Consider the following 21,946-nt stretch of genomic DNA (forward strand, 5'->3'; position numbering starts at 1 on the left):
CCTGCGAGATCACCGGGTCCTGCTGGATCAGGTCGAAGAACGCGCTCAGCCGGTCGACGTCGTGCAGCTCCCTGGCCAGCGCCGAGGGTACGGCCCGGCCAACCGCGTGCACGTCGTCGTCACCGTGCCTGCGATCCCACACCTGCTGGACGCGCTGTCCCAGCGCTGCGGCACCTGGCTCTTCCTGGACCCCGCCCACAACCACTGCGCCGACAGCACCCTGCTCGACCCCATCGTGCGGAACTACCACGACGGGCACGGGCCGATGCCCGCCGGGCCAGGCTCCTTCCTGCTGGCCGACCGCAGCGGCTGCTCCACCGGCCAGGTGGACCTGCACAGCACGGGGGCCTTCACATGATGGAACTCACCGACGGCGAGGACCTGCTGCGCTGGGCCAGCTACCTCACCCGCGACGCCACCAACACCTGGCTGGTGAGCAACCACGCCGCCGTCATGCTCGCCTGGGTCCAGGAGGCGCACGAGGCCCACCCACGCCGCCGCGCCGGTCAAGACGACTGGGCGCGACGCATGGCTGCCTTGCGACGCGTCCACCTCAACCGCGACAACCACGACTACCCCCCAGACGATGACCCGGCCAAGTTCGTCAGCGACGCCAGGCCCTTCTACACCTTCCTGCGCAGCGACCCCCGAGCTCTCGTCCTTGAGCGAGAAGAGGCCGAGACAGCCTCCTGGAACGGCGAGCAGATCGTGTGGGAAGACCTGCTCGGCCCAGATCTCGATATGCCCGAGGCCGACTGAACCGCCGCCCGTCACCCACCGCACATCACTCTCCGTGAGATCACCGGCAAATGCCGCACCCGCGTACCCCCAGCGAACACCGAGCCGGTGCTGCGTGAGCTCCCCCGTGAAGCATCTTTCGACGTCAGGAGGAGGCCGCATGGCCAAGCGCAAGTCGTCCAAGCGGCGCGGCAGCGCGACCAAGAGGCGCACCCGAACCAGCGCGAAATCCGCCGACGGCGACGGCCTGAAGCAGTTGTTCACACCCCCCGCCGCCTTCGTCGTGTGGATCCTGACCTGGGTGGCCGCCGGTCTTGGCACGGCAGTGCGCTCCGCCGGCCGCGGCGAGACACACCTGGCGCCAGGGCAGGGACGCGACGGCGCCGGGCTGGCCGTACTGGCCGGCGCCGTCGTCCTCGCGCTGGCGGTGTGGCACCTGGTGCCCTATCGCTGGGCCGGGCTCATCGACGAACTGACCCGCGTTGCTGCCGGGACGGTGACTCCGACGCTGCCCATCATGGCCTTCTTCATCGGCTGGCGGCTCCTGCGCCACCCCGGCCGCGGAGCCGCCACCGGACGCATCGGCACCGGCCTGGTGATGACCGCAGCCGGAGTCGACGGCCTGGTGCATCTGGCTCACGGTGTGCCCCACTGGTCCCGGGCGCCGCACGCGATGAACGCGATGAGCAACGCCGGCGGGCTGCTAGGCCTGGCCACAACGGGCCCGCTCACCCTCTGGCTCGCCCCCCTCGCCGTCGCTCTGCTGATGATCATGCTCACCGGCTGGGGGCTGCTGGTAGTCACGGGGTTGCCCCTGGTGGAGTTCGCACGGCGGTTGTGGACGCTGCGCCTGCCCGCACCCGTCAGCGTCTCCAGCAGGAACGGACACGCCACCGAGCAGCCCGGCGTCCCCACCCGGACGGAGCGGCGGCCCGCCGAGACGACCGAGTTGTCCGCGCGGCCCGCCGAACCCGGCCCGGCAGCCGGAAAGACGGTGATGAACAGTGGCCTGATCACCTACCCGGCAGACCTGGCCACCGAGGACACGTCCCCCCAGGCCACTCCAGCGGCCGCGCACGCGACCGACCCCGACCCCGACCTCGCCCGGGACGTCCGCCCCGACGCCACGCCGCACACCGGGGGCAGCCCTCTGCGCCCGAACCCCGTGACGCGTGCCGAGGACGACGCGCCCCCGCCGGGCGGCCGGACCGGATTTCGGCTTCCGCCCCTCACACTGCTGGAGACCGGGACCACAACCAAGCAGCGCACCGCCGCCAACGACACCGTCATCGCGGCGCTCACCACAATGCTGACCGACTTCAAGATCCAGGCGACGATCACCGGGCTCATCCGCGGACCGCAGGTCACGCGCTACCTGATCACCCCAGACCCCGGCGTCAAGGTCGCCACCATCGTCAGGATGCGCGACGACTTCGCCCTGGCCACAGCCAACGACGACATCCGCCTCCTGAGCCCCGCGCCCGGCCGTAACGCCGTGGGTATCGAAGTCCCCAACATCGACCGGGACCTGGTCACGTTGGGCGACCTGCTGCGCTCAGCCAACGCCCGCCATGACCGGCACCCGTTGCTGGTCGCCGTCGGCCGTGATGTCGAGGGCAGCACCATCATGGCCAACCTGGCCAAGATGCCGCACCTGCTGGTCGCCGGCGCCACCGGTGCGGGCAAGTCGATCTGCCTCAACGGCATGATCTGCTCCGTGCTCATGCGCGCCACCCCCGAGCAGGTGCGCATGCTCCTCATTGACCCCAAACGCGTGGAACTGGGCGCCTACCAGGGCATCCCGCATCTGGTCAGGGAGATCATCACCAACCCTCAGACAGCCGCCGAGGCGCTGGCCTGGGTGTGCACCAAGATGGACGGCCGCTACGAGCGACTGGCCAAACACGGCGTCAAGAACATCGACGACTACAACGCCGCCGTCGCCGCCGGCCGTATCAACGCCAAGCCGATGCCCTACCTGCTGGTCGTCATCGACGAACTGGCCGACCTGATGATGGTCGCGCCCAAGGACGTCGAAGACTCCGTCGTGCGCATCACCCAGCTGGCTCGCGCCGCCGGAATCCATCTGATCATCGCTACGCAGCGGCCGTCCGTGGACATCGTCACAGGACTGATCAAGGCGAACCTCCCAGCGCGGCTGGCCTTCAAAACCAGCAGCCTCACCGACTCCCGCGTCATTCTCGACTGCCCCGGCGCCGAAAAGCTGGTCGGCCAGGGCGACGGACTCTTCATGCCGACGGGCGTCACCAAGCCGGTGCGCCTGCAGAACTCCTACATCTCCGAAAGAGAGGTTACCGACATCGTCCAGCACTGGCTGAGCGCCACCCCCGACACAGGCACCGCCCTCGCGGACCACCGTCCCGGAGCACAGGCCGTCGACGGACATGATGAGATCGACTCGGCCCTTCTGCTGCACGCCCTCGAACTCGTCGTCATCACCCAACTCGGCTCCACCACCATGCTGCAGCGCAAGCTGCGTCTCAGTGCGGCCACCGCACATGCGCTCATGGATCGCCTACAGACTGAAGAAGTGGTGGGCCCAGCCACAGGAGCCAAACCCCGGGAGGTCTTGGTGAAGCCCGAGCAGTTGCCGGCCTTGCACGAGCGGCTGAGCGCCCCAGCCAGAAAGGGAGCCTCAGCGTGAGGTCACCCTGCTGATCGATCTCTCGGTCCCGTCGTCGTTCCGGGCTGCCGGACCTCGTAGCGCCTCAGCTCGCGGCCTGGCTCACCACCGTGTTCGTGGTGCAGTACTCGGCCTGCGATTCAAGCCTGTCCAAAAAGACCTGCCCAAGTGCTGGCCCCAGCACCGCGCCTGCGCGGACGAATTGTGGATGTACCAGCTCGGGGACTGCGCGCTTGGGACGGAGGACCTCGATCCCCGAGAGCATGACGAATGGCATGATCGCTGGCTTCCTGGGGCGCTGGAGCGCATCCATGACGTCTTCTCCTCCTGCATGCATCAAGAGGGGCGATCTGACGTAGCAGCCCGGAACCGACCGGAGCAGGAAATGGCGCGGGGCTTCGACGACGCGACCTCCCGCCACCCACTCACGAAAGGGCCACGATGACCGACGCACACAACGGGCGCGCATACGCTCACAACTCCGTCCCCATCCCCGGCTGGGGCCTCCGCCGACCCGGCGGCCAGGTCGAGCCGTACTACGCCACCGCGAACGCCGCCTACGCCCGCGCCCGGGAACTCGACTGCGAGACCGTCACCATCCTGCAGCACCAGGGCGGCGACCACTGGAGCGAGAGCAAGACCCTGGACGCTCGTGCCAGATGCTACGCCGAGCCCGAGAGTTTCGACCACAGCGGGTGCTCCGGGCCGAACGCGCCACAGATCTGGACCTTGCACTACGACGGCAAACGGGGCGTGGACGGGCACATGTTCACCAGCGCGGCCGACGCCCTGGCCGCCCTGGAGATCGAGGCCCGCGAGGGCTGGTATCGGATCAGGGATCTGGGCCGCGAGGACCTGCATGCCGAGCCACCGGCCGATGCTGCGCAGGCGATCACCGTGTTCCACGATGTGCTCGGCATCGCCTTCAGCCTGGACGCGGAGGACGCCCGATGACCCATGGACAGCGGGAAGGCCCCCCCGCACCGTGGTCATCATCGAGCGTCAGTCGCTCAGGTCGCTCTTTGCAGCGCTGCATCCCCACCGTAGTGACCGAAGGTAGTGACTCTGTGACCGAACGACGCCCGGCAGCCGTATCTGCAGGAGTGCGGCCGGATCAGGAGCGCACGGTGCGGGCGCACCGGCCGCCTATCACGGTGAGAAGGTTCGCGCCCGGTAGGCGGCCGGTGGGTCCGCCACGCGGGGTTCGGGGGCGCGCAGCCCCCGATGGCACCAGAACTCAGCCACAGGCACACCGATCTAGCAGACAAACTCGCCCAGCTTTCGTGCATTAGCAAAACCATCTCAGGCTTTCCGCACACGATGTCAAGGGGCTACATGTCGAACATGATGCGAGCCGCCGCCAGCGAAGGAGTTACTCCCTCGAACACCGCAACCACCGCGAGGTGACCGCCATAGAAATCGCATGGTCCGCCCCGGAGATGCGCCCCCTGGCCCAATTCTTCCTACTCGCCGGGTGGTGCGAGGCCGACCTCAACCACGCAATGGAGCGGCGCCCCGATGGCCGTCCCTGGCCAAACCCTGGCCAGATCCACAGCCAGCTCGGATTGGCCCGCCACCGGCTGAAGTATTGGCGTGATGACGCCGGAGGGCCGCTGCCACCCCCGACGCCCTCGGTCGTGCGTCTCTCCCAACCCAGCGCAGGTAAGAGGGAGCGCCCCCCGGGTCACGCCCAAAGCCCGGAGACCCCTTCACCATTCCCCAACCCAAGAAGGCTGAGCTCTGACGCCTGGCGGAGCCGGGCGAGGCAGGCCCGCAACATGCTGGCCGCCGCCTCTCCCCGAGCAGCCAAGATGATCCACGCTCGGGAATTGGCCGCCCGCCAGCGCGCCATGCCGACCGATCCCGGACGCTGGGAACGCGCCGACCAATCCGCAGATCGAATGCTGGCCATGGCCCGGCAGAATGCCCGCCCATCCGGCCCCGCTCCTGAGCCGCCGCCAGGATCCGAACCCGACAGAACCGACAACTGGCCGCAGGTGGCCCGCCAAGTCCGGGAGCAGGCAACCGAGCGAGGAGAACAAACACCATGGCAAGCGTCGGTGCCCTTAACGCCCTCGGCGGACGAAACGTCCCCGGAGCACCACGCCGACTGACGCGCGTCACCCGGAGCAGGCCTCGTCATGTCTTTCTCCGGCGAAAGAAGGAATGAGGCAACAATGCGATCGCGCGCACCGTCGTGTCGCCCGCGTCGGGCCGGCCGATCGGCGAGCGCACCATGTTTGTCCGCCAGCCGCCGATCCGAAATCCTGACTGAGATTGTTAAGACTTTTGGAGCATGGGGCAAACCCGCTATAACGGAATGCATGATCCCCCACGAGGACTCCCAGCCGCTGATCGTCACCGGTGAACTGGCCGAGCGAGTCAACGAGATCGCCGGCGCGGGCTTTGCGGCCGAGCCACTGCCGATCACCACGGCCGAAGGAGTAACCGCCTACGTCATCTCCGACGAGCTGGCGCAGTTCATGGCTCAGGTGTTGCGGGATCACGTGCTCCAGACAGCCGCAGGGGAAGCCATTCCGGTGTCGCTGGAAGAACTGGAGGCGCTCGCGGGCATGCCGCTGAGGCCGGCCAGCGACCGTGACGGCCGAGTCGACCGGAGTCGCGATGGCTGAAGACCGTCAGGTAGCTCCGTGGTCGGATGACGGCAGCTCGCAACGGGGGTGGGCGGATCAGCAAGCCGACCTCTATCTCACCCCGGACAAAAGCCTGGTCGACGACGACGCACGGAGCTTCTACCGCGGTACTGCGCTGGAGTCTGACCGCAGCTATCGCCCTCCACCCAAGGCAGGTCGGGCCGAGACGCCGCGCCGTGACCTGATCTGGGAACCCGGCAGTCAGCAGGACCTAGGCCGCCTGGCCACCGATGACGCCATCCAGGCGATTATGAGGGTGCGGAGCCTGGTCTACGACCTGCCCGACAGTCAAGGTCCGATGGTCGGCGACTTACCTACCTTGGGTGGACGCTGGCACGTTGCCGACTTCGCGACCGTCACCCTGGACGTCGACGGCGATCGACGCAGGCTGTTCGACGCCAAGTTGCGCAGCGTGCTCAACCCGGCGAGCATCAACGCCGTCTCCACCAGCCAGCCGCTGCGGGGTGAGCTGCGGCCGCTGCCGACCGACACGAAGGAACAGATCCTCAGCGAGATCAACGACCTGGCGACGGCCCAGGTCAAAGACCTCGAACAGCGAACCAGGAACGGCGAGCAGGAACCAGTCCGCGTTCCCGGTGTCGAGGGCTACTTGTTCCGGGCACATGTGAGTGACACCCATGACCTGCTCTACCAGTACAACCCCTCCCCGTGGCCCGCCACCCAGACCTCTCACGAGCGGCCCGACGGCACCGCCTACTCCCAAGGCCGCCGCCCCGAGGTACCGGTAGGACAGCCCTCCCTCCACCTGCTGGGCATCGTCAGCGTTGAGACACCCGCGGCCGAGGTCCGTGACCTGGCCAGCCAGCGCACCCAGTCTCTCGCGTCCGGAAGCGTGCTGTATCGCGTGCTGGGCCCAGAGCTGTCCCCCACCCGCCAGCCCACCGTCCAGGTCTTGGCCGTCAGCGACTCGCCGTTCAGCGAGGAGGCTGTGCGCGAACGAGTCGCCGCGCTGGCCGAACGAACCGCCGAACACCAACTGGCTACCGGCGCCAACAAACCTCTGCCGTACACCGCGTCTGTGCAGAACGCATCCGGCATGGTCCGGCCGGGCGCCGTGATCAAGCCGGTGATCAGCGACAGCCGCCGCCGGACCAACGGGCTACCTCCACCTCCTGCCCGCGGATCCGCGCGACCCGAACGGCGGGTGCTGGCCGATTTCGAGCAAGCCGTCGCGACCAGCCTGCCCTCCACCCGCGGGTTCGACCTGCGCTTCACCCCGGCGGCGATGGAGGAGTTCACCGCCCTGCCGGCCGGCCGGTTCAAACAGGTCGTCAAAAACGAGCTGGTTTCGCTCGCCACCGCGGGTCCGCAACCCGGCGACGTGCGCCGCCAGCCGCCGGCCGGTGCTCCGCCACGCACCCCTGAAAGCGCCGCAGCCGCGCGCGAGCATGACCTGAGAGGGCTGCGGCCGCGCTATGTCGCCCTCATCGATGGCCTGCCACCCACCCATCAGATCATCTACACCGTCGTGCCCAACCCGCTCGCACCGCGGGGCGGCGGCCACGTGCAGCCATACGCACCCGACGAGGAGATCGTCGGAGTCTTTGACGGGTTCAGAGGAAACGGCCGCACAAAAGCCAGCGAAGAAGATCATCGACGGGCGTATAGGCCGCCCCCGGGTGCTTCTGATCTGTCGGACTACCGTCCCATCCTCTTGGTGACCGGCATCCTGCCCTGGCCGGAACCTCGCGCGGAAGAGATCATCGCCAGCCGCCTGCCGCGTCGCGCCCACACCTACCGCACGCAGCTGTCCGGCAACCGCGGGCTGACAGCCGTCCTGCCGACGCGGCCCAAGGAACAATCGGAAACGCTCGTCAAGAAGATCACCGCCCTGGTGTCGACCGCCGAAGGGCCGGTCAGGCTTCCCGCCCAGCTGAGCGGCGAAAGAAAGACATCCGACCGAGTCGAGCTACTCATCGGCGAACGCAGCCTGCACCTGACCATCGACGACCTGGAAGCCGGCCTGAGCCGGGAGCGAAGCGTGCCCGCAGCTCGCCTGAAGATACGTCCGGCTCGATCCTCCACGGTGCAGTTCGAGATCACCGAGCAGGGCCAGGCGCGAAGCTTCCTCCTGCAGCGCAAGCCCATACAGGACTTTCTCGCCGCGCTTCGTCACCATGACAAGGAAGGCGACCAGCAACAGGCTGAACGTCTTCACGAAAAGGCCGACGAGCGACTCAAGGACAAGCGACTCAAAGGCGCCCAGCAGCGCGGCCAGGCGGTGGAGGCGAACGCCGAAGTGATCGTTCGCACCACCAATGGGCCACGCTCCTACAACGGGCTGCTGCGCGGCCACTCGACCGAGCAGGGCGACGACCTCAAGCTCCTCATCCGCAACGGGCCGCTCATCAATCTCGGCCAGGACCTGCAAGCCTTACAAACCGGGCTGAACGAGCCAGTCAGCCTGCCCGACGCCGGACTTCGCATGGCCCCCTCCCCCGAGGGCGCGTGGATTCGGTTCGAGACGCGCACCGATGCGGGCCGCGCTGTGGTGTTCGCCATCCGGCGTCCGGCAGTCGAGAGCTTCCTGACCGATGTGCAAAGTGCTCGCGACACGCTCACCACCGCGACCTCCTGGTCGCCGCCAACCCAGAGGAAACACAGCCTCGAACCCGCGCCTGACGCGCTGCGAACCGAACTCCTCGTCCGGCAGAGCCCCGCGCCCTCCGGCCCAGACGTCTCAACCCGCCTCCACCTCAACTGGGAGAAGTCTCAGCCGACGCTGGTCAACCTCAACCTGGAGGGCCGCGAAGGCGCCGTCCAGGTGCCGGCGGCCCAGCTCGCCGCCAGCATGCGCGGCCCCGTCGACGTCAATGGGCTACGCCTTCGGCCCAACGGCGACACAATCATCGCGACCTGGCCCGGCCAAGCCACGAGCTATCACATCCCCCGCGACATCCTGTCCAGCTTCCTCGACGACCTTTCCGGCCGCCGACCGATGGTCCCCGCCCCCGGCGAACGCAGGCCCGTACAGGCTCAGAGCAAGGGCGGCAAGCAGCGAGCAGCGTCGCTGCGCTCCAGCACAGCGACGGCCAAGCCTGTGCCCAAGCAAGCCAGCGGCACAGCCCAACCCGCCGTACGCCATGCCGGGGAGACCAGCCGAGTCCGCGCCCCGGCGCGCAGCTGATCAATTGTCACCACGCCGACGGTGGGGCGGCCCCTTCGGGGGCCGCCCCACCGTTATGTGAACGGACACACCAGCCCGGCGGCAACGGGGCCCCCATCCCGACCTAGGGCATTCGACAGCCACGGCGAGCAGGGCCGCAAGAGGGGGACCGGCCGCCCTTACAAGATTTTTTGCGCCCTTCGCCGTGGTTCCCAACATCTAGCGTCGAAGGGCGCAAAAAATCTTGACGGACCGGCGGCCGATCCCCCTCTTGCCCCCCTCCAGCCCGCCGCGACTGTCCCGGATGCCATGTCGGGACGGGAACCCCGCAGCCACCAGGCAAGCACCCAGCCGACGCCGCAGGAGGACATCATGGCTCTTGGCGACACCGTCATCACCATCATCGGCAACCTCGTCGACGATCCGGAGCTGCGCTTCACCCCCACCGGTCAGGCCGTGGCGCGTTTCCGCATCGCGTCCACTCCGCGGTTCATGGACCGCCAGAGCAACGAATGGAAGGACGGCGGCAGCCTCTTCCTGACCTGCAACGTGTGGCGGCAGGCGGCGGAGAACGCCGCCGAGAGCCTCCAGCGCGGCATGCGGGTCATCGTCCAGGGACGGCTCAAGCAGCGCTCCTACGAGACTAAGGAAGGCGACAAGCGCACCGTCTACGAGGTCGAGGTCGACGAGGTTGGCCCGTCCCTGCGCAACGCCACGGCCAAGGTCAACCGCACCACCCGCCAGGGTGGCGGCGGTGGCGGCGGCTTCGGCGGCGGTCCCGCCGACGACCCGTGGGCCTCTGCCTCGCCCGCCCCGCCCCAGGGCGGCGGCTACCAGGGCGGTGACGGCGGCTTCGGCGGCGACAACGACTTCAGCGACGAGCCGCCCTTCTAACATTCCCCGTCAGGTCGAAGACGTCCACAGGCTCCGCACGCGGCGGCGCTCACGCTGAGTGCCGCCCTCCCCTTTCGCGCCTTCTCAGCGCCTTGGCCGACGCCGGCCGCCTCGCTGAGGAGGCGCGCCGCGTTCCAGACCTTCACCAGGGGAGACTCCCTGGCCGTGGCCCGGCCGCTTCCGCTCACAGGTTGAGCGGCCCCCCAACCTCAGCGCCGCGATGTCGACCGCCGCGCCCGTCAGAAGCACCCGAAGGCTGCGCCGCGACACCGGCGGCCGCACCTACCAGGCACCAACCCGACCCGAACGTGAGAGGAACGTCATGGCATTCGAGACGGTCATCACCGTCACCGGCAACCTCGTCGATGACCCCGAACTGCGTTTCATCTCCCCCAACGGCGACGCCGTGCTGCGATTCCGCATCGCCTCCAACCCGCGCTTTCAAGACCGCGACACCCAGGAGTGGAAGGACGGCGACCCCCTCTTCCTCACCTGCAACCTCTGGCGTCGGCCCGCGGAGAACGCCGCGGAGACGCTGCAGCGCGGCATGCGGGTCATCGTCCACGGGCGGCTCAGGCAGCGCTCCTACGAAACCGACGCAGGCGACAAGCGCACCGTGTACGAGGTGGAGGTCGACGAGATCGGTCCGTCGCTGCGTAACGCCACCGCCACCGTCACCAAGAACCGCAGCAACCGTGACCCCGGCAGCCAGGAGTGGCAGAACGCCACGCGCACCCGGCCGGAACCCGCTCCGGAAGCTGTGGAGCCTGGCCCTCCCGCTCCCGCGCTCGCCCTGGTTCCCGGCTCCGGTGCCAGCCCGGCCGATGACCCCTGGGCCGACGGCATGGAGCACGCCGCCCGCCAGATGGCTGGCTGATCTACCGGCTTCACCCCTCGTCTGTCCAGCACCCTCTGCCGGGGCGCCGGACAGGCGAACGCTCGCGCCCGCTGGAGGCTTCGCGCCCCAGCGGGCGCTGTTCGTTCTGCCCCTGTACTGAAGGAGACCTCCCATCCACACTCAGCGCAAACACACGGCGATCGATCTGTGGTCGACCCTCGGGCTGCCGCTGCTGATCGTGCTCCAGTATTCCTGCTACGGCCAGTGGGTCGCCGCCGGTCTCTGGGCCGGGTTGGCCTTGGTCTTGGGCACATTGGAGTACGGCCTCTCGCGCCGCCCGTCCGGCCGCATCGCCATCGCCAGCGCCGCCGCGCTCACCGCCACAGAAAGGGCTCTCAGATCCGTCACCCGGGGGTGGAACCGCCTGCGCGGCAGGCGGATCACGACCTTCACCCTGTGGCACAACCAGGACCCCGACCGGGACGCGGGCTGGGAGGCCTACCATCGCATGTCGCAAGTCTTCGTCAGCGACATTCCGGTCTCTCAAGACGTTCTCTTCCAAGCCTTGGACAAGCTCCATGCCCGCTTCTCCTCGGTCGGCCCTGGCGAGAGCACGGATCTGGACGTAGAGCTCTACCAGCGCGCCTCGCTCCGCCCGCTGGAGCCGTGCGATGTCATCGAACTGTCCGGCGCGCCGCTTCCCCTTGAGGACGAGGTCCTCCCGGCACATCGGCGTCCGGACGGCCGGCGTCTGTGGCGACGGCTGAGCGACGGCTCATGGAAGCCCGTGTTCACCATCCCGGTACAGGGCCCGAACGAACGGCCGCTCTGACGAGCGATGCCTCCTCTGGCCAGGCTTCGGCTCTGCCCGCGCGGGGCTGAAGCGGGCACCCATGCTCCAGACGGTGACCGCCTCTGCCATGCGTGCCCTCCTCATGCCGTTCCGGCGCCGCGCTCACACCCCCGCACCTGGCCGGCCGGGCCGCGTGCCGTTGCGGAACGGCGCCGAGCCGCGCACCGCCCTCGTCCTCGCCCAGGCACGCAGCTCGCGGCGACACCCGGCAGATCATCAGCACCCGCCCTGTCGCCGACGGACGCACCCTGCACCGTGACCACCCGCCCAACCAAGACAGCGGTTCGCCACACGAAGCGACCTGGCCGCTGCCGCCCCACGGAGACGCCATGATCAGCGCCACCATCAACGAAACCTCCGGCGCCTCGCGCCCCCACCTCCACGCACTGGAACTCCTGCCGCCGCTGACCGCAGCGGAAGAGACCGAATACGCCAAACGCATCGAAGCCGGCCTCTACGCCGGGGAACTCCTCTCCGCCAGCCCTGACCTGGAGGGGAGCGCACGCACCGAACTGGAAACGCTACGCGCTCAAGGTGAGGACGCCAAGCAGCAGCTGATCCTGCGCAACCTGCGCCTGGTCGTCGACATCGCCAAGACGACCCGCCGCAAGATCCTTCCGCTCGAGGACCGGATCGCCGAAGGCATCCTCGGACTCATCCACGCGGTCGAGAAGTTCGACCATGCCCAGGGCAACAGGTTCTCCACCTACGCCGCCTGGTGGATCAGGCAGAGGATCCACCGGAGCCAGAACATCACCGGCCATATGATCCGCTTGCCGGACCACGTCCACGACGTGCTCAACAGCGCCGACGCGGCCGCCCGAGAGCTGGCGGCCGATCTCGGCCGCGAGCCGACTCTGGCCGAAGTCGCCACCGAGACAGGCATAGCCGAACAGGAGCTCGCCGGTCTCCGGCAGGTGCGCAGGCGTCCGCTCAGCCTCAACAAGCGCGTGGCCGAGGACGGCTCTGAGTTGCACGAGGTGCTGGCCTCCCCAGCTCCCGACGTCGAAGGCGCCGTCGTCGGCCGTGACCTGATTCGTGAACTCCTGACGGCGCTTGAGCCCATCCAGGCGCAGATCCTGGCGCTCCGCTACGGCCTGGCCGACGGCCACCCCTGCTCCCCGGCCCAGGTCGCCCACCACCTTCAGCTCAGCCGCCGACGCGTTCGCCAGCTCGAAGACCAGGCGCTGAAGATCTTGCGCGGACATGACCTCGCCGCCCTCCTGGCCGACCGCGACTAACCCGGCTTCAACTGGCACGACAAGGCTCCCCGGGTTGGCCGCCGCCGAGCAGCATGCCACGGGCCCGCCCGCCGCGGAAGGCCAAGCCGCGCTTCGCGCGGTCGCCTCCGGCGAGCCTTCCGCCGCTCCGCGGGACCCACGGACCGCTCGGTCGCAGGCGGCCCACCTCCAGGAGCCGCCTCCGCTCCGCCTCGGGAGGCCACCATCAGCACCTTGCTCCAGCCCACGACCGCACCCCACGACCAGGTCGCCATCACGATCTGGCACAGCCGCACCAGCCGCTTCTCCGCGTGGAAGCTGAGCGACTCCATGGAGAAGGTCTTCACCTTCTTCATCCCCGCCGACGCCACCCACGACCCCGAGCTGCTGCTGGAAGAGGTTTTCGAGACCTTCAATATCGGCCAGAGCGCGCTGGCCCGCGACTACTTCTCCCGCGGCCTTCGCACGCTGTCGGTCGGTGACGTCGTGGCCATCGGCGAATCCGCCTGGGCATGCGACTCCGTCGGCTGGCGCCTGCTTCGGCAGGTGAGCGCGGAGAGCTGAGATCACCTGCGGCATCCCCCTTCTCGCCGCTGCCGCAGTGCCGGCAGCGGCCCATACCACGAACACGGAGCTCGACGATGACACGAACCCAGACCATCCAGCGCCGCACCACCCACGCTCCGAAGCACGACGCTCTGTCCGTTTCCGAGAAGGATTCGCTGGCTGGGCCGGACTACCCCGCACACGCGTGGATCCCCCGCTCGCGCATCGAGCCCAACCCGAACAACAAGCGCAAGGACTACGACCTCAACGACGACTTCCTGCAGACGCTGCGGGACGGCGACGGCCCGGAGATCGACTTCATCGTCTTCCCCTCCCCGGACACGCCGGGAACGTTCCGGCTCCACGACGGTCACCGTCGCTGGTTCGGTCTGCAGCGCATCGAGGAGCTGAACGCCGCCGAGGCGCAGGATGCAGGCCAGGAGCCGCCGCAGGGGGAAACGGAGGAAGAGCGGGAGCCGGCCTACGCATGCCGGATCAAGCCGGAGCTGACCCACGACGCCGTGGGGCAGTTGCTGGGGCAGGTGCGAACCGGCCGGCACGCCAAGGCGCTGAACGACCGGGAGACCGCCGCCGCCCTGTTCGAACTCGACCAGCAGGGCGTCACGCGCGAGACGCTCAAGCAGGCCACCGGCTGGTCGGCGCAGAAGGTCGCCCAGGGGATCCAGGCCGGGGCGCTGTCGGAGGCCAGCCAGGCCGCGATCGCCGAAGTACGGCCGAACTACACCCCCGACCTCAGGGACTACGAAGCCTGGTGCCAGCTCCAGCACGACCCCGACATGGAAGCTGAAGCGCTCGCGCACATGAAGAACTCCGGCATGTATCCCGAGCATGCGGCCAAACTGGTCGTCCGGCAGCGTCAGGAGCAGGCCACCTTCGAGCGGCTGCTGGCCGAGCACCAGGCGGCCGGCATCACGGTCACCGACGGACAACTGCCGGACGGGGCCGTGGAGCTCTACTCCCTGCCCCGTGACGACGACGGCAACGCGGTGACCGCCGACAAGCATGCGCAGTGCCCGGGCCACGCGGCCTACTTTCCCTCGCTGACCAGGGCGAGCTACTACTGCGCGACGCCGTCCCTGCACGGCTACCAGGCCCCGGTTGGGCAGCCGCCGGCCAAGGCCCAGTTGCCGATGAAGAAGATCCGCCAGGGAAACACCGAGTACCGGCTGGCGGTCGAGGAGCGCCAGAAGTTCTGGAAGGGGGCACTCCGCAGCCGGAAGGATCCCGATCAGCGGGTGCTCCGCATCGTGGTAGAGCTTCTCGAGCACGAGATGCCCGAACCGCTGCGGAGCAAGTTCGGCCAGATCCACACCACGGACATCTACAAGGAGCTCGTGGGTCCTCTCGCGGACAACTGGATCGCCAACGCCCGCACGGCTCAGCTGACCTGGCGCCTGTTCGGCAGGTACGTCGCCACCATGGAGTGGTGGATGGGCCAGCGCTACTCCGATGCGCTGTGGCGCCTGGACCGCAGCATGGCCAGCAGCCGGCGCGACGCGGCCCGATGGCTGCGGATCGCCGAGCAGCTCGGCTACACGCTCGCCCCGGTCGAGAAGGCCATCGTCGCCGGCGTCCAGTACCTCGACGACACGGCGGCCACCCATGACCTGAACGTCGACGAACCGGCGGCCGCGGACCCTGCCGAGGCGCAGGACGAGAGCCTGGGAGGCGACCTCGAGGAGGAGGCGGATGAGGACTCCGACGAGGAACTGGGCGACGACCTGGACGACTCCGACGAGCTGTCCGACCTGACGGCCGTCGCCTGAACGAGCCGACTTTCCGCGCAGGAGCCGCAGCCCTGCTGAGCACGCTCGTCAACCAGCCAGGCTGAGGTGGCCCTGCCACGCCGCAGGACTGCCTGACGCACGCCCATCACCCACCGGCCGGCGCACCTGCAGCATCGGGCCCAGCGCGCGGCGTTGAGGACCCCTTGCGCGCTTGCCCCTGCGGCAGGGCCTCGCCTGTGTCGAGAGCCCTCTGGGGACCGTCCCCTGTCCTGTGGCCGGCCTGTGAGCTCTGCCTGCTGCCCCGACGGCAGGCAGCCCACATCACGAACCCTGTTGCGAAAGGACCCTCTGCCATGTTCAGGCAGCACGTCTGCCGTCCCCTCCTTGTGGAAGAGCGGCCATGAGCGGACGTAAAACGGCCAAGCCTGCGTCCGCCACGATCGAGCTGGCCCATGACCCCGATGCCGTGGCCTCGCTGGAGCTGTTGCGCCGGGTACACCTGGCGCTGCAATCCCTCGACCCGCGCCGTCAGAAGATCGAGAAGCTGAAAGCCGAGCTGAAGGCCGAACAGGACGAGCTCAAGGCCCAGGAAGCCAAGCTGCGCCAGCCGATCGACCTCGTGATCGAAGCGCTCCAGCCGCGCCTGGGCGCCGACGGCGTCGGCACCTTCAACGGCGTCCCGGTGGTGCGTGGCCACCTGAAGCCGGGCAGCCGCAAGTTCAAAACCGACGAGTTCTTCCGCGCCCACCCCCATCTCGCGCCGATGCGGGATACCTACACCTCCATCGGCGAACCCAGCTATGACGTCAAGATCTTGCCTGGCGCCTTTCCCGGCAGCTCGCCATGACCGTGATGGCCGCGCCCGACCCCTTCACCACGCTGTGCGCCGACATCGACCAGATCATCGGCTACGCCAGCACCCACCAGCCCCGCTCCCTGCAGCAGCAACTCGGCCCCTCCGACCTCGGCAGCCCCTGCGACCGACGTCTCGGCTTTCAGCTGGCCCGGATACCGCCGTGCAACTTCCCCTCCAAATGGGAGGCCTACATCGGCACCGCGGTGCACGTCAAGCTCGCCAGCGACTTCGCTCTCGTCCGGCTGCCCGACGGATCGCCGCGTTTCCTGGTCGAGCAGAAGCTGCCCATCGGTCACATCGTCCCTGACGTGCTGGAAGGCACCAGCGACCTGTATGACCGTCTCACCGGCTTGGTCGACGACTGGAAGATCGTCGGCAAGGACAGCCTGGCCCGCTACCGCCGCCACGGGCCCGGCCCCCGCTACCGCACTCAGATTCACACCTACGGGCTGGGGTGGCGTCTTCGCGGCTATCCCGTCCGCGGGGTGATGATCAGCTTCCTGCCGCGCAGCGACCGCTACGACAAGCGGTTCTTCTGGCACGAGCCCTATAACGAGGCTATCGCCGTCCACGCCATCCAGCGCGCCAACGGCATCGCCGCAGCTGTCTATCAGTCCGGCCCGGCCATCGTGCCTCAGCTGCGGACAGCCGCGGACGACTGCTTCTTCTGCCCCTGGTTCAAGACCGGAACCGGCGACCTGACCCGCGCCTGCCCCGGCGATCTCGACCTTCCCCACCCCTCCCGCCCGCTGGCGGACCTGCACCCCGCACCCAAGGAGCTGACATGACCATGACCCCGCCCGACCCGTTCGCCTTGCTGCACGCCCCCTCCCACCCGGCGGAAGCGGCACCGGCGCCGGTGTACTACCCGCAGCCCGCAGAGGCGGGCACGGCGACGCCCTACCCCGCCTATCCCCCGTCGACCGGCTATCCCGCCGCCGCGCCGGCGTCGTACCCGCCCGGCTATCCCGCCGCGCCCGGCGCTGCGGTTCACCCGGCGCAGGCCACGCCCGCTGCCTCGCCATATCCGCCGTATCCGGCCGGAGCGCCCGTCTACGGCTCCGACTACCCGATGCACGCCGTGGAGACCGAGTCCCACCGGCCGCCGGACGCGTATGAGTTCCTCATGAACGGCTGGCCTTCGGTCAGCTTCGATCACCCTGTCGGATACACCATCACCGGCAAGATCATCCGTAAGCCCGAGGTGGTGCAGCGCACCGAGTACGGCACGAACCGGCCCATGTTCTGGCCGGACGGCCGGCCTCAGTGGCAGCTGAAGATCGTCCTGCAGATCGAAGAGTTCCGCACCGCCAACGATCGAGGCATCCGCGTCCTGTACGCCCGCTACCGCCTCAAGGACGCCATCCGCGCGGCCGTCGACGCCGCTCAGGCCGACTTCCTGCACATCGACGGCACGCTGACCGTCACCTACATCGGGGATCTGCCGCCGCGGCAGGCGGGTGCCAAGCCGCCGAAGGACTTCGCCGCCTGGTACGTCCCGCCGGTCGAGGAAGGGACCTCCGCGCTGACACCGCCGAGCGTGCCGCCGATCAGCGCCAGCGCGGCGCAGCCTGGCCCGGAGCTGCCCGCGCCCTCCGCCCAGCCCACGCCGCCTATTTCGCCCGCACCGCCCGTTTCGCCCGCACTGGCGGGCTACCCGCCTGTCGGCACGCCCGCGCCCGCTCCTGCCTGGTCCGGCCAGCCGCTCCCACAGGCAGCGCCCATGCAGCCGGCCGCTGTCCAGCAGCTCCGGCCCAGCCCGACACCGCTGCCCACGCATGTTCCTCCGGCCCAGCCCCACACCTACGCGCGCCTGGCGGCCTAACGCCCTCACCCCGCCGCCCTCCGCCCGGTCTCCTGGCCAGGCGGAGGGCGCCACCCGGCACGCCACACCAAGGAAGGAGCGCTGATGCAAACCAAGGCCATGGGCATGGAACTGACCTTCACCGACGACAAGAGCAACAAGTTCTACCGCGTGATCATCGTGCGCGGCGCGGTGATCGTCTTGTTCGGTCCCAACAACGGCCGCTCCCGGGGGCAGGCCAAGGTCCACCCCTACCCGCAGGCAAACGCAAACGCCCTCATCAACGCGGCACGCGACCTGGCCACCGCCAAAGAACGAAAGGGCTACACGATCTCCCGCGACCTAGTGACCTTTCTCGTCGAGAGCGTGGATGTCCTGAGCTGCACCGACGGCGACAAGGACCGCAAGGACGCGGCCATCACCCGGATCGTCACGCAGTTCCTCGACGCCTCTACCTCCGCCGGAACCTCGCCCGCTGGAACCACGCCAGCGGCTTGAGCCCGGCCTCGCCGCCGCCCCTACCCGACCAACGCCCGGAGGTCTGTCCGTCATGTCCACACCGCTCGCCGATCAGTTCACCCGCGCCCGCAGCCAGATCGACAACGACTTCTTCAACCAGGGCATCGCCGCCCAGCCGGCATCCCCGCCGCCTTTGCCGCAGGTCGGACCTCAGCAGCGGCGCAACGGCGAGACGCACTACCCGCGCCAGATGGCCAACCATGAAGACCTCGCTCTGCTGCGTACGGCGCGCGACCTGCGGCAGCATGTCCTGCTGGGCGGACCGCCCGGATGCGGCAAGACCGCCTCGGTCGAGGCCGCCTTCGACTCGCTCTTCGACCCCGCCACCAGCCCGGGACTGCAAACGCTGATCGGCACGGCCGAGACGACCGTCGGTGACCTGCTCGGCACCTACCTGCCCGACCGGACTCCTGGAGCGGCGCCGGGCACGTTCACCTTCGTCTACGGCCCGCTGACCATCGCCGTAGCCTACGGCCTGCCGCTGCTCATCGACGAGATCACACTGATCGACCCGGGCATCTTGTCGGCCCTGTACGCCGTCATGGACGGCCGCCCGCACCTGCTGCTGCCGGGGACCGACATCGCCCCGGTTCCGGTGCAGCCCGGCTTTTGCGTGTTCGCCACCTACAACCCCGACGCGCCCGGCTCGATCCTGAGCGAAGCGCTGGCCTCCCGATTCGCCCACCACTGGCAGGTCGGCACCGACTGGGACCTGGCGCTTGAGCTGGGGGTGCCGCCGGAGATCGTGCAGGTCGCCCGCAACCTCGACGGGCAGCGCCTCGATCGGAACAACGGCCTGCTCGCCTCACCACAGCTTCGTGACCTGCTGATCTTCCGCGACCAGGTCCCGCAGTTCGGCGTCGAGTATGCCGCCGGCACCTTGGCCGCCAAGGCGGCGCCGGAGAACCAGGACCAGATCCTGGAAGCCATCCAGATGATCTACCCCATGGCCAGCATCACCCGCCTGGGAGGCAGGTACGGGCGATGAGCCTCATTGAGGATCCGGCCGCTCAGATCACTGCCCCACCGGCGAAGCGGAGCCGGTGGGGCAAGCGGCTTAAGCCCGCCCAATCGGCCGAGGAACAAGCACTTGATCTCGCCCGCGCCCGGCTGATCGCCCGTATGAACCAGATCATGCTGCCGGTCACGGGCCGCCCGGACGTCCTGGCCACCATGGTGTGGGGAGCGCCGGACAACACGCCGCCGGCGTGGTACGACCCCGCCACCGCCACGATCACCTTCAACGCTGACCAGGTGATCCTGAACGACGCTCATCCCGATCAGATCGACCCCACTCACCCCCTGCGCCGCTTCGACCAGCCGGTCCTGATCGGCGTGAGCGCACACGAGGGCGGGCACGCGCGCTCGGAGTGGGACCTGAAGGCCATACGCGACCGATCGCCTTCGTCTCGCGTCATGGCGATCGCCACCTACCTGCTGGAGTCGTGGGCGGAGGCCGGTCAATTGCGCGCCACCCCCGGCGCGGCCCCATGGCTGCGCGCCGCGGCCCGGCACATCCTGCAGTTTCCGCCCACCGACCCAGATGCCGATGAGGACTACCAGCGCGCCCGCGCACTGGTAGCCGCCCTTCTCGTCCTGGCCCGCGTCGACGCCGGCGTCTTGCAGCCCGGCGACACCGTGGCGGTGGAGAGCATCGTCGTGGCGACGCTGGGCCAGTCGACCATGGACGACCTGCGCGCGTTGTGGCAACAGGCTCTGGCGCTGGAGGACGGCGACGTCGACGGGCTGTGTGCCATCTCGCAGCGGATCGCCGACGTCATGGGCTGGCAGGACGAGCTCGACGACCACCCCGCGATGCCGGGCCTCATCTGCCACAGCGGCGGCGCAGCCGGTGGCCAAGGCGGGGGACTGACCGGCGGCAACGGGTCGGCCAACAGTGGCGACGACCTGTTTGACGCCGTCTCCGATCTTGCTGGGGCGGTCACCCAGGACGCCACCGATGAGATCCAGGCCGAGCGTGAGGCCGCCTGGCAGGCCAACCGCCCCAACCCGCACATCCTCGCCGCGCAAGCCGACGAAGCTGCCGAACGAGCTGCCGCCCGCCAGGCGGCGCAGATCTTCGCTGATCCCATCACGTGTGACAGCAGCGGCCCCTTGCAGGCGCTGCGTGCGCCGACCGCGGCTGAACAGGCCGCGGCCGCCCACCTGGCAGAGCAGCTGCGGCTGGCCGGACACCGGTCCGCCGCGGTGGCATGGGTTCCCCACGACGCGCCGCCCGGACGCCTCGACCCGCGCCAGGCGATGGCCGCCGCGGCCCAGCGCTCTCGAGGTCTGCCGGTCACGGCCAAGCCGTTTCAGCGGCGGCAGCGCACTCGCATCCCGCAGCCGTTCCTGCGGATGGGGTTCGCCGCCGACGTGTCGGGATCCATGGGCAACACCGCGGACGCGTTGGCCTGCGCGGCGTGGATCTGCGCCCAGGCCGTACGTCTGATCGGTGGCCGGACGGCGGCCCTAGCGTGGGGCAGCACCGTCACTCCGCTCATCCGGCCGGGCGCCTCACCCAGCCACGTGCCGGTCCTGTCCACCCCCGAGGGAACGGTGGTGCTGCCCGAGGCGATCCGCGCCCTGGACGGTGCTCTGTCGCTGGCGGAGTCCGGCAGCGGCGACGCCCGCCTGCTGATCATCGCCTCCGACGGCGACTTGGCCGGATCCGACGACGACGAGGAAGACCCCGCCGTCATCTCACAGAGCCTGGTCGATCGGCTGCGCCGCCACGGCTGCGCGGTCCTGTGGCTCTGCCTGGACGGCCGCCCGAAGGTCTTGGACGGCGCCGTGCCCGTCCAAGCCCACGACCCGGTCAGCGCCGCCCGCGCGATCGGCCAGGCCGCCGCCGAGGCCCTCCGGCGGGCCGGCCGGTGACCCACCTCGGGAGCCGTGATGCCGCCTCGTTCCAGCTCGGCGAGGCGGCATCACGGCCTTCACTCCCAGGGAGCCGCCGATGGCAACCACCACCTCTGGCATCGCGCCGCTGACCATCGCCCGCTGGTGTGCCGGTAACGGATGGCCAGTTCATCCGCTCGCGCCCGGCGCCAAGATCCCCGCACGCAACTGCCGCACCTGCCAGGAGAACGCCCACGACCCGCGAGAATGCCCCTGCATCCGCCAAGGACGCTGGTGCCACGGCTTTCACGCCGCCACCACCGACACTGCCCGCATCCAGCAGTGGTGGCGACGCAATCCGCGCTTCGGGGTGGGCGTGGCCTGCGGGACGCCGTCCGGCCTGATCGTCATCGACATCGACACCCACGCCGACCTGCTGCCCACGCCGGAGCAGATCCTGCCGGGCCTGATCCCGCCCGCGCACGTCGACCCGGTCGAGGTGGCCACCGGCTTCGACGCCCTGAACCTGCTGGCCCGCCATCGCCACGCCAACAGCCCCGCACACGACACCTCCACCATGCGTGTGCGCACCCCCTCAGGCGGCCTGCACGTCTGGTACCAGCTCGACGGCGAGGACCGGTTCGCCTGCTCCACCGGCTCCAGC

The 21,946-nt window shown here is 69.2% G+C and carries 20 protein-coding genes; 19 read left to right on the forward strand and 1 reads right to left on the reverse strand.

Annotated features, from left to right (window positions below):
• The first annotated feature begins 124 nt into the window (after positions 1–124).
• The 3 genes from AB0J64_RS53380 (at position 125) to AB0J64_RS53390 (ending at position 3,403) form a co-directional block, all read left to right on the forward strand.
• The gene (locus AB0J64_RS53380) at positions 125–358 is read left to right on the forward strand and encodes a hypothetical protein (protein WP_364045589.1); all 234 of its coding nucleotides are present in this window, start codon (positions 125–127) and stop codon (positions 356–358) included.
• Positions 355–759, forward strand: a complete 405-nt coding sequence (locus AB0J64_RS53385; protein ID WP_364045591.1) for a hypothetical protein — start codon at positions 355–357, stop codon at positions 757–759. Before AB0J64_RS53380 ends, AB0J64_RS53385 begins: the two co-directional genes overlap by 4 nt.
• A 139-nt stretch (positions 760–898) precedes the next feature.
• Complete coding sequence (locus AB0J64_RS53390) at positions 899–3,403, forward strand: DNA translocase FtsK (RefSeq protein ID WP_364045593.1); 2,505 nt, start codon at positions 899–901, stop codon at positions 3,401–3,403.
• 64 nt (positions 3,404–3,467) lie between these two features.
• On the opposite strand, the gene AB0J64_RS53395 is transcribed toward AB0J64_RS53390, so the two are convergent.
• Positions 3,468–3,695 (reverse strand): hypothetical protein, encoded by a 228-nt coding sequence (locus AB0J64_RS53395; RefSeq protein ID WP_364045595.1) that lies wholly within the window; start codon positions 3,693–3,695, stop codon positions 3,468–3,470.
• A gap of 128 nt (positions 3,696–3,823) precedes the next feature.
• On the opposite strand from AB0J64_RS53395, the gene AB0J64_RS53400 reads away from it, so the two are divergent.
• The 16 genes from AB0J64_RS53400 to AB0J64_RS53475 all read left to right on the forward strand — a co-directional run.
• Positions 3,824–4,336 (forward strand): hypothetical protein, encoded by a 513-nt coding sequence (locus AB0J64_RS53400; protein WP_364045597.1) that lies wholly within the window; start codon positions 3,824–3,826, stop codon positions 4,334–4,336.
• Between the two features lie 1,370 nt (positions 4,337–5,706).
• On the forward strand, positions 5,707–6,015 hold the full coding sequence (locus AB0J64_RS53405; protein WP_364045599.1) for a hypothetical protein: 309 nt from the start codon (positions 5,707–5,709) through the stop codon (positions 6,013–6,015).
• The gene (locus AB0J64_RS53410) at positions 6,008–9,184 is read left to right on the forward strand and encodes a hypothetical protein (RefSeq protein ID WP_364045601.1); all 3,177 of its coding nucleotides are present in this window, start codon (positions 6,008–6,010) and stop codon (positions 9,182–9,184) included. Before AB0J64_RS53405 ends, AB0J64_RS53410 begins: the two co-directional genes overlap by 8 nt.
• A gap of 351 nt (positions 9,185–9,535) precedes the next feature.
• Positions 9,536–10,057 carry a single-stranded DNA-binding protein gene (locus AB0J64_RS53415; RefSeq protein ID WP_364045603.1) on the forward strand — a complete coding sequence of 174 codons (522 nt, stop codon included), beginning with the start codon at positions 9,536–9,538 and terminating at the stop codon, positions 10,055–10,057.
• Between the two features lie 322 nt (positions 10,058–10,379).
• Positions 10,380–10,934, forward strand: a complete 555-nt coding sequence (locus AB0J64_RS53420; protein ID WP_364045605.1) for a single-stranded DNA-binding protein — start codon at positions 10,380–10,382, stop codon at positions 10,932–10,934.
• A gap of 199 nt (positions 10,935–11,133) precedes the next feature.
• Positions 11,134–11,727 (forward strand): hypothetical protein, encoded by a 594-nt coding sequence (locus AB0J64_RS53425; protein WP_364045607.1) that lies wholly within the window; start codon positions 11,134–11,136, stop codon positions 11,725–11,727.
• 350 nt (positions 11,728–12,077) lie between these two features.
• Complete coding sequence (locus AB0J64_RS53430) at positions 12,078–12,989, forward strand: sigma-70 family RNA polymerase sigma factor (protein WP_364045609.1); 912 nt, start codon at positions 12,078–12,080, stop codon at positions 12,987–12,989.
• A gap of 213 nt (positions 12,990–13,202) precedes the next feature.
• A complete protein-coding gene (locus AB0J64_RS53435) occupies positions 13,203–13,532 on the forward strand; it encodes a hypothetical protein (protein WP_364045611.1) in 330 nt (109 codons plus the stop codon).
• A gap of 77 nt (positions 13,533–13,609) precedes the next feature.
• Entirely contained in the window at positions 13,610–15,301 is a 1,692-nt protein-coding gene (locus AB0J64_RS53440; RefSeq protein ID WP_364045613.1) for a hypothetical protein, read from the forward strand.
• A 361-nt stretch (positions 15,302–15,662) separates the two neighbouring features.
• Complete coding sequence (locus AB0J64_RS53445; RefSeq protein ID WP_364045615.1) at positions 15,663–16,109, forward strand: hypothetical protein; 447 nt, start codon at positions 15,663–15,665, stop codon at positions 16,107–16,109.
• Positions 16,106–16,906, forward strand: a complete 801-nt coding sequence (locus AB0J64_RS53450; RefSeq protein WP_364045617.1) for a hypothetical protein — start codon at positions 16,106–16,108, stop codon at positions 16,904–16,906. The genes AB0J64_RS53445 and AB0J64_RS53450 overlap by 4 nt, the downstream gene beginning before the upstream one ends.
• Positions 16,903–17,943: a hypothetical protein gene (locus AB0J64_RS53455; protein WP_364045619.1), complete on the forward strand. Its 1,041-nt coding sequence runs from the start codon at positions 16,903–16,905 to the stop codon at positions 17,941–17,943. The genes AB0J64_RS53450 and AB0J64_RS53455 overlap by 4 nt, the downstream gene beginning before the upstream one ends.
• An 84-nt stretch (positions 17,944–18,027) precedes the next feature.
• A complete protein-coding gene (locus AB0J64_RS53460) occupies positions 18,028–18,420 on the forward strand; it encodes a WGR domain-containing protein (RefSeq protein WP_183663054.1) in 393 nt (130 codons plus the stop codon).
• 52 nt (positions 18,421–18,472) lie between these two features.
• Positions 18,473–19,429: an AAA family ATPase gene (locus tag AB0J64_RS53465; RefSeq protein ID WP_364045621.1), complete on the forward strand. Its 957-nt coding sequence runs from the start codon at positions 18,473–18,475 to the stop codon at positions 19,427–19,429.
• Positions 19,426–21,321 (forward strand): hypothetical protein, encoded by a 1,896-nt coding sequence (locus tag AB0J64_RS53470; RefSeq protein ID WP_364045623.1) that lies wholly within the window; start codon positions 19,426–19,428, stop codon positions 21,319–21,321. Before AB0J64_RS53465 ends, AB0J64_RS53470 begins: the two co-directional genes overlap by 4 nt.
• Positions 21,322–21,400: 79 nt before the next feature.
• Positions 21,401–21,946 (forward strand): bifunctional DNA primase/polymerase (locus AB0J64_RS53475; RefSeq protein ID WP_364045625.1); only part of this gene is annotated, 546 nt, incomplete at its 3' end.

Origin of the sequence: Nonomuraea sp. NPDC049695, from assembly GCF_040674955.1 — a bacterium.
In the GTDB taxonomy this organism is placed as follows: domain Bacteria; phylum Actinomycetota; class Actinomycetes; order Streptosporangiales; family Streptosporangiaceae; genus Nonomuraea; species Nonomuraea helvata.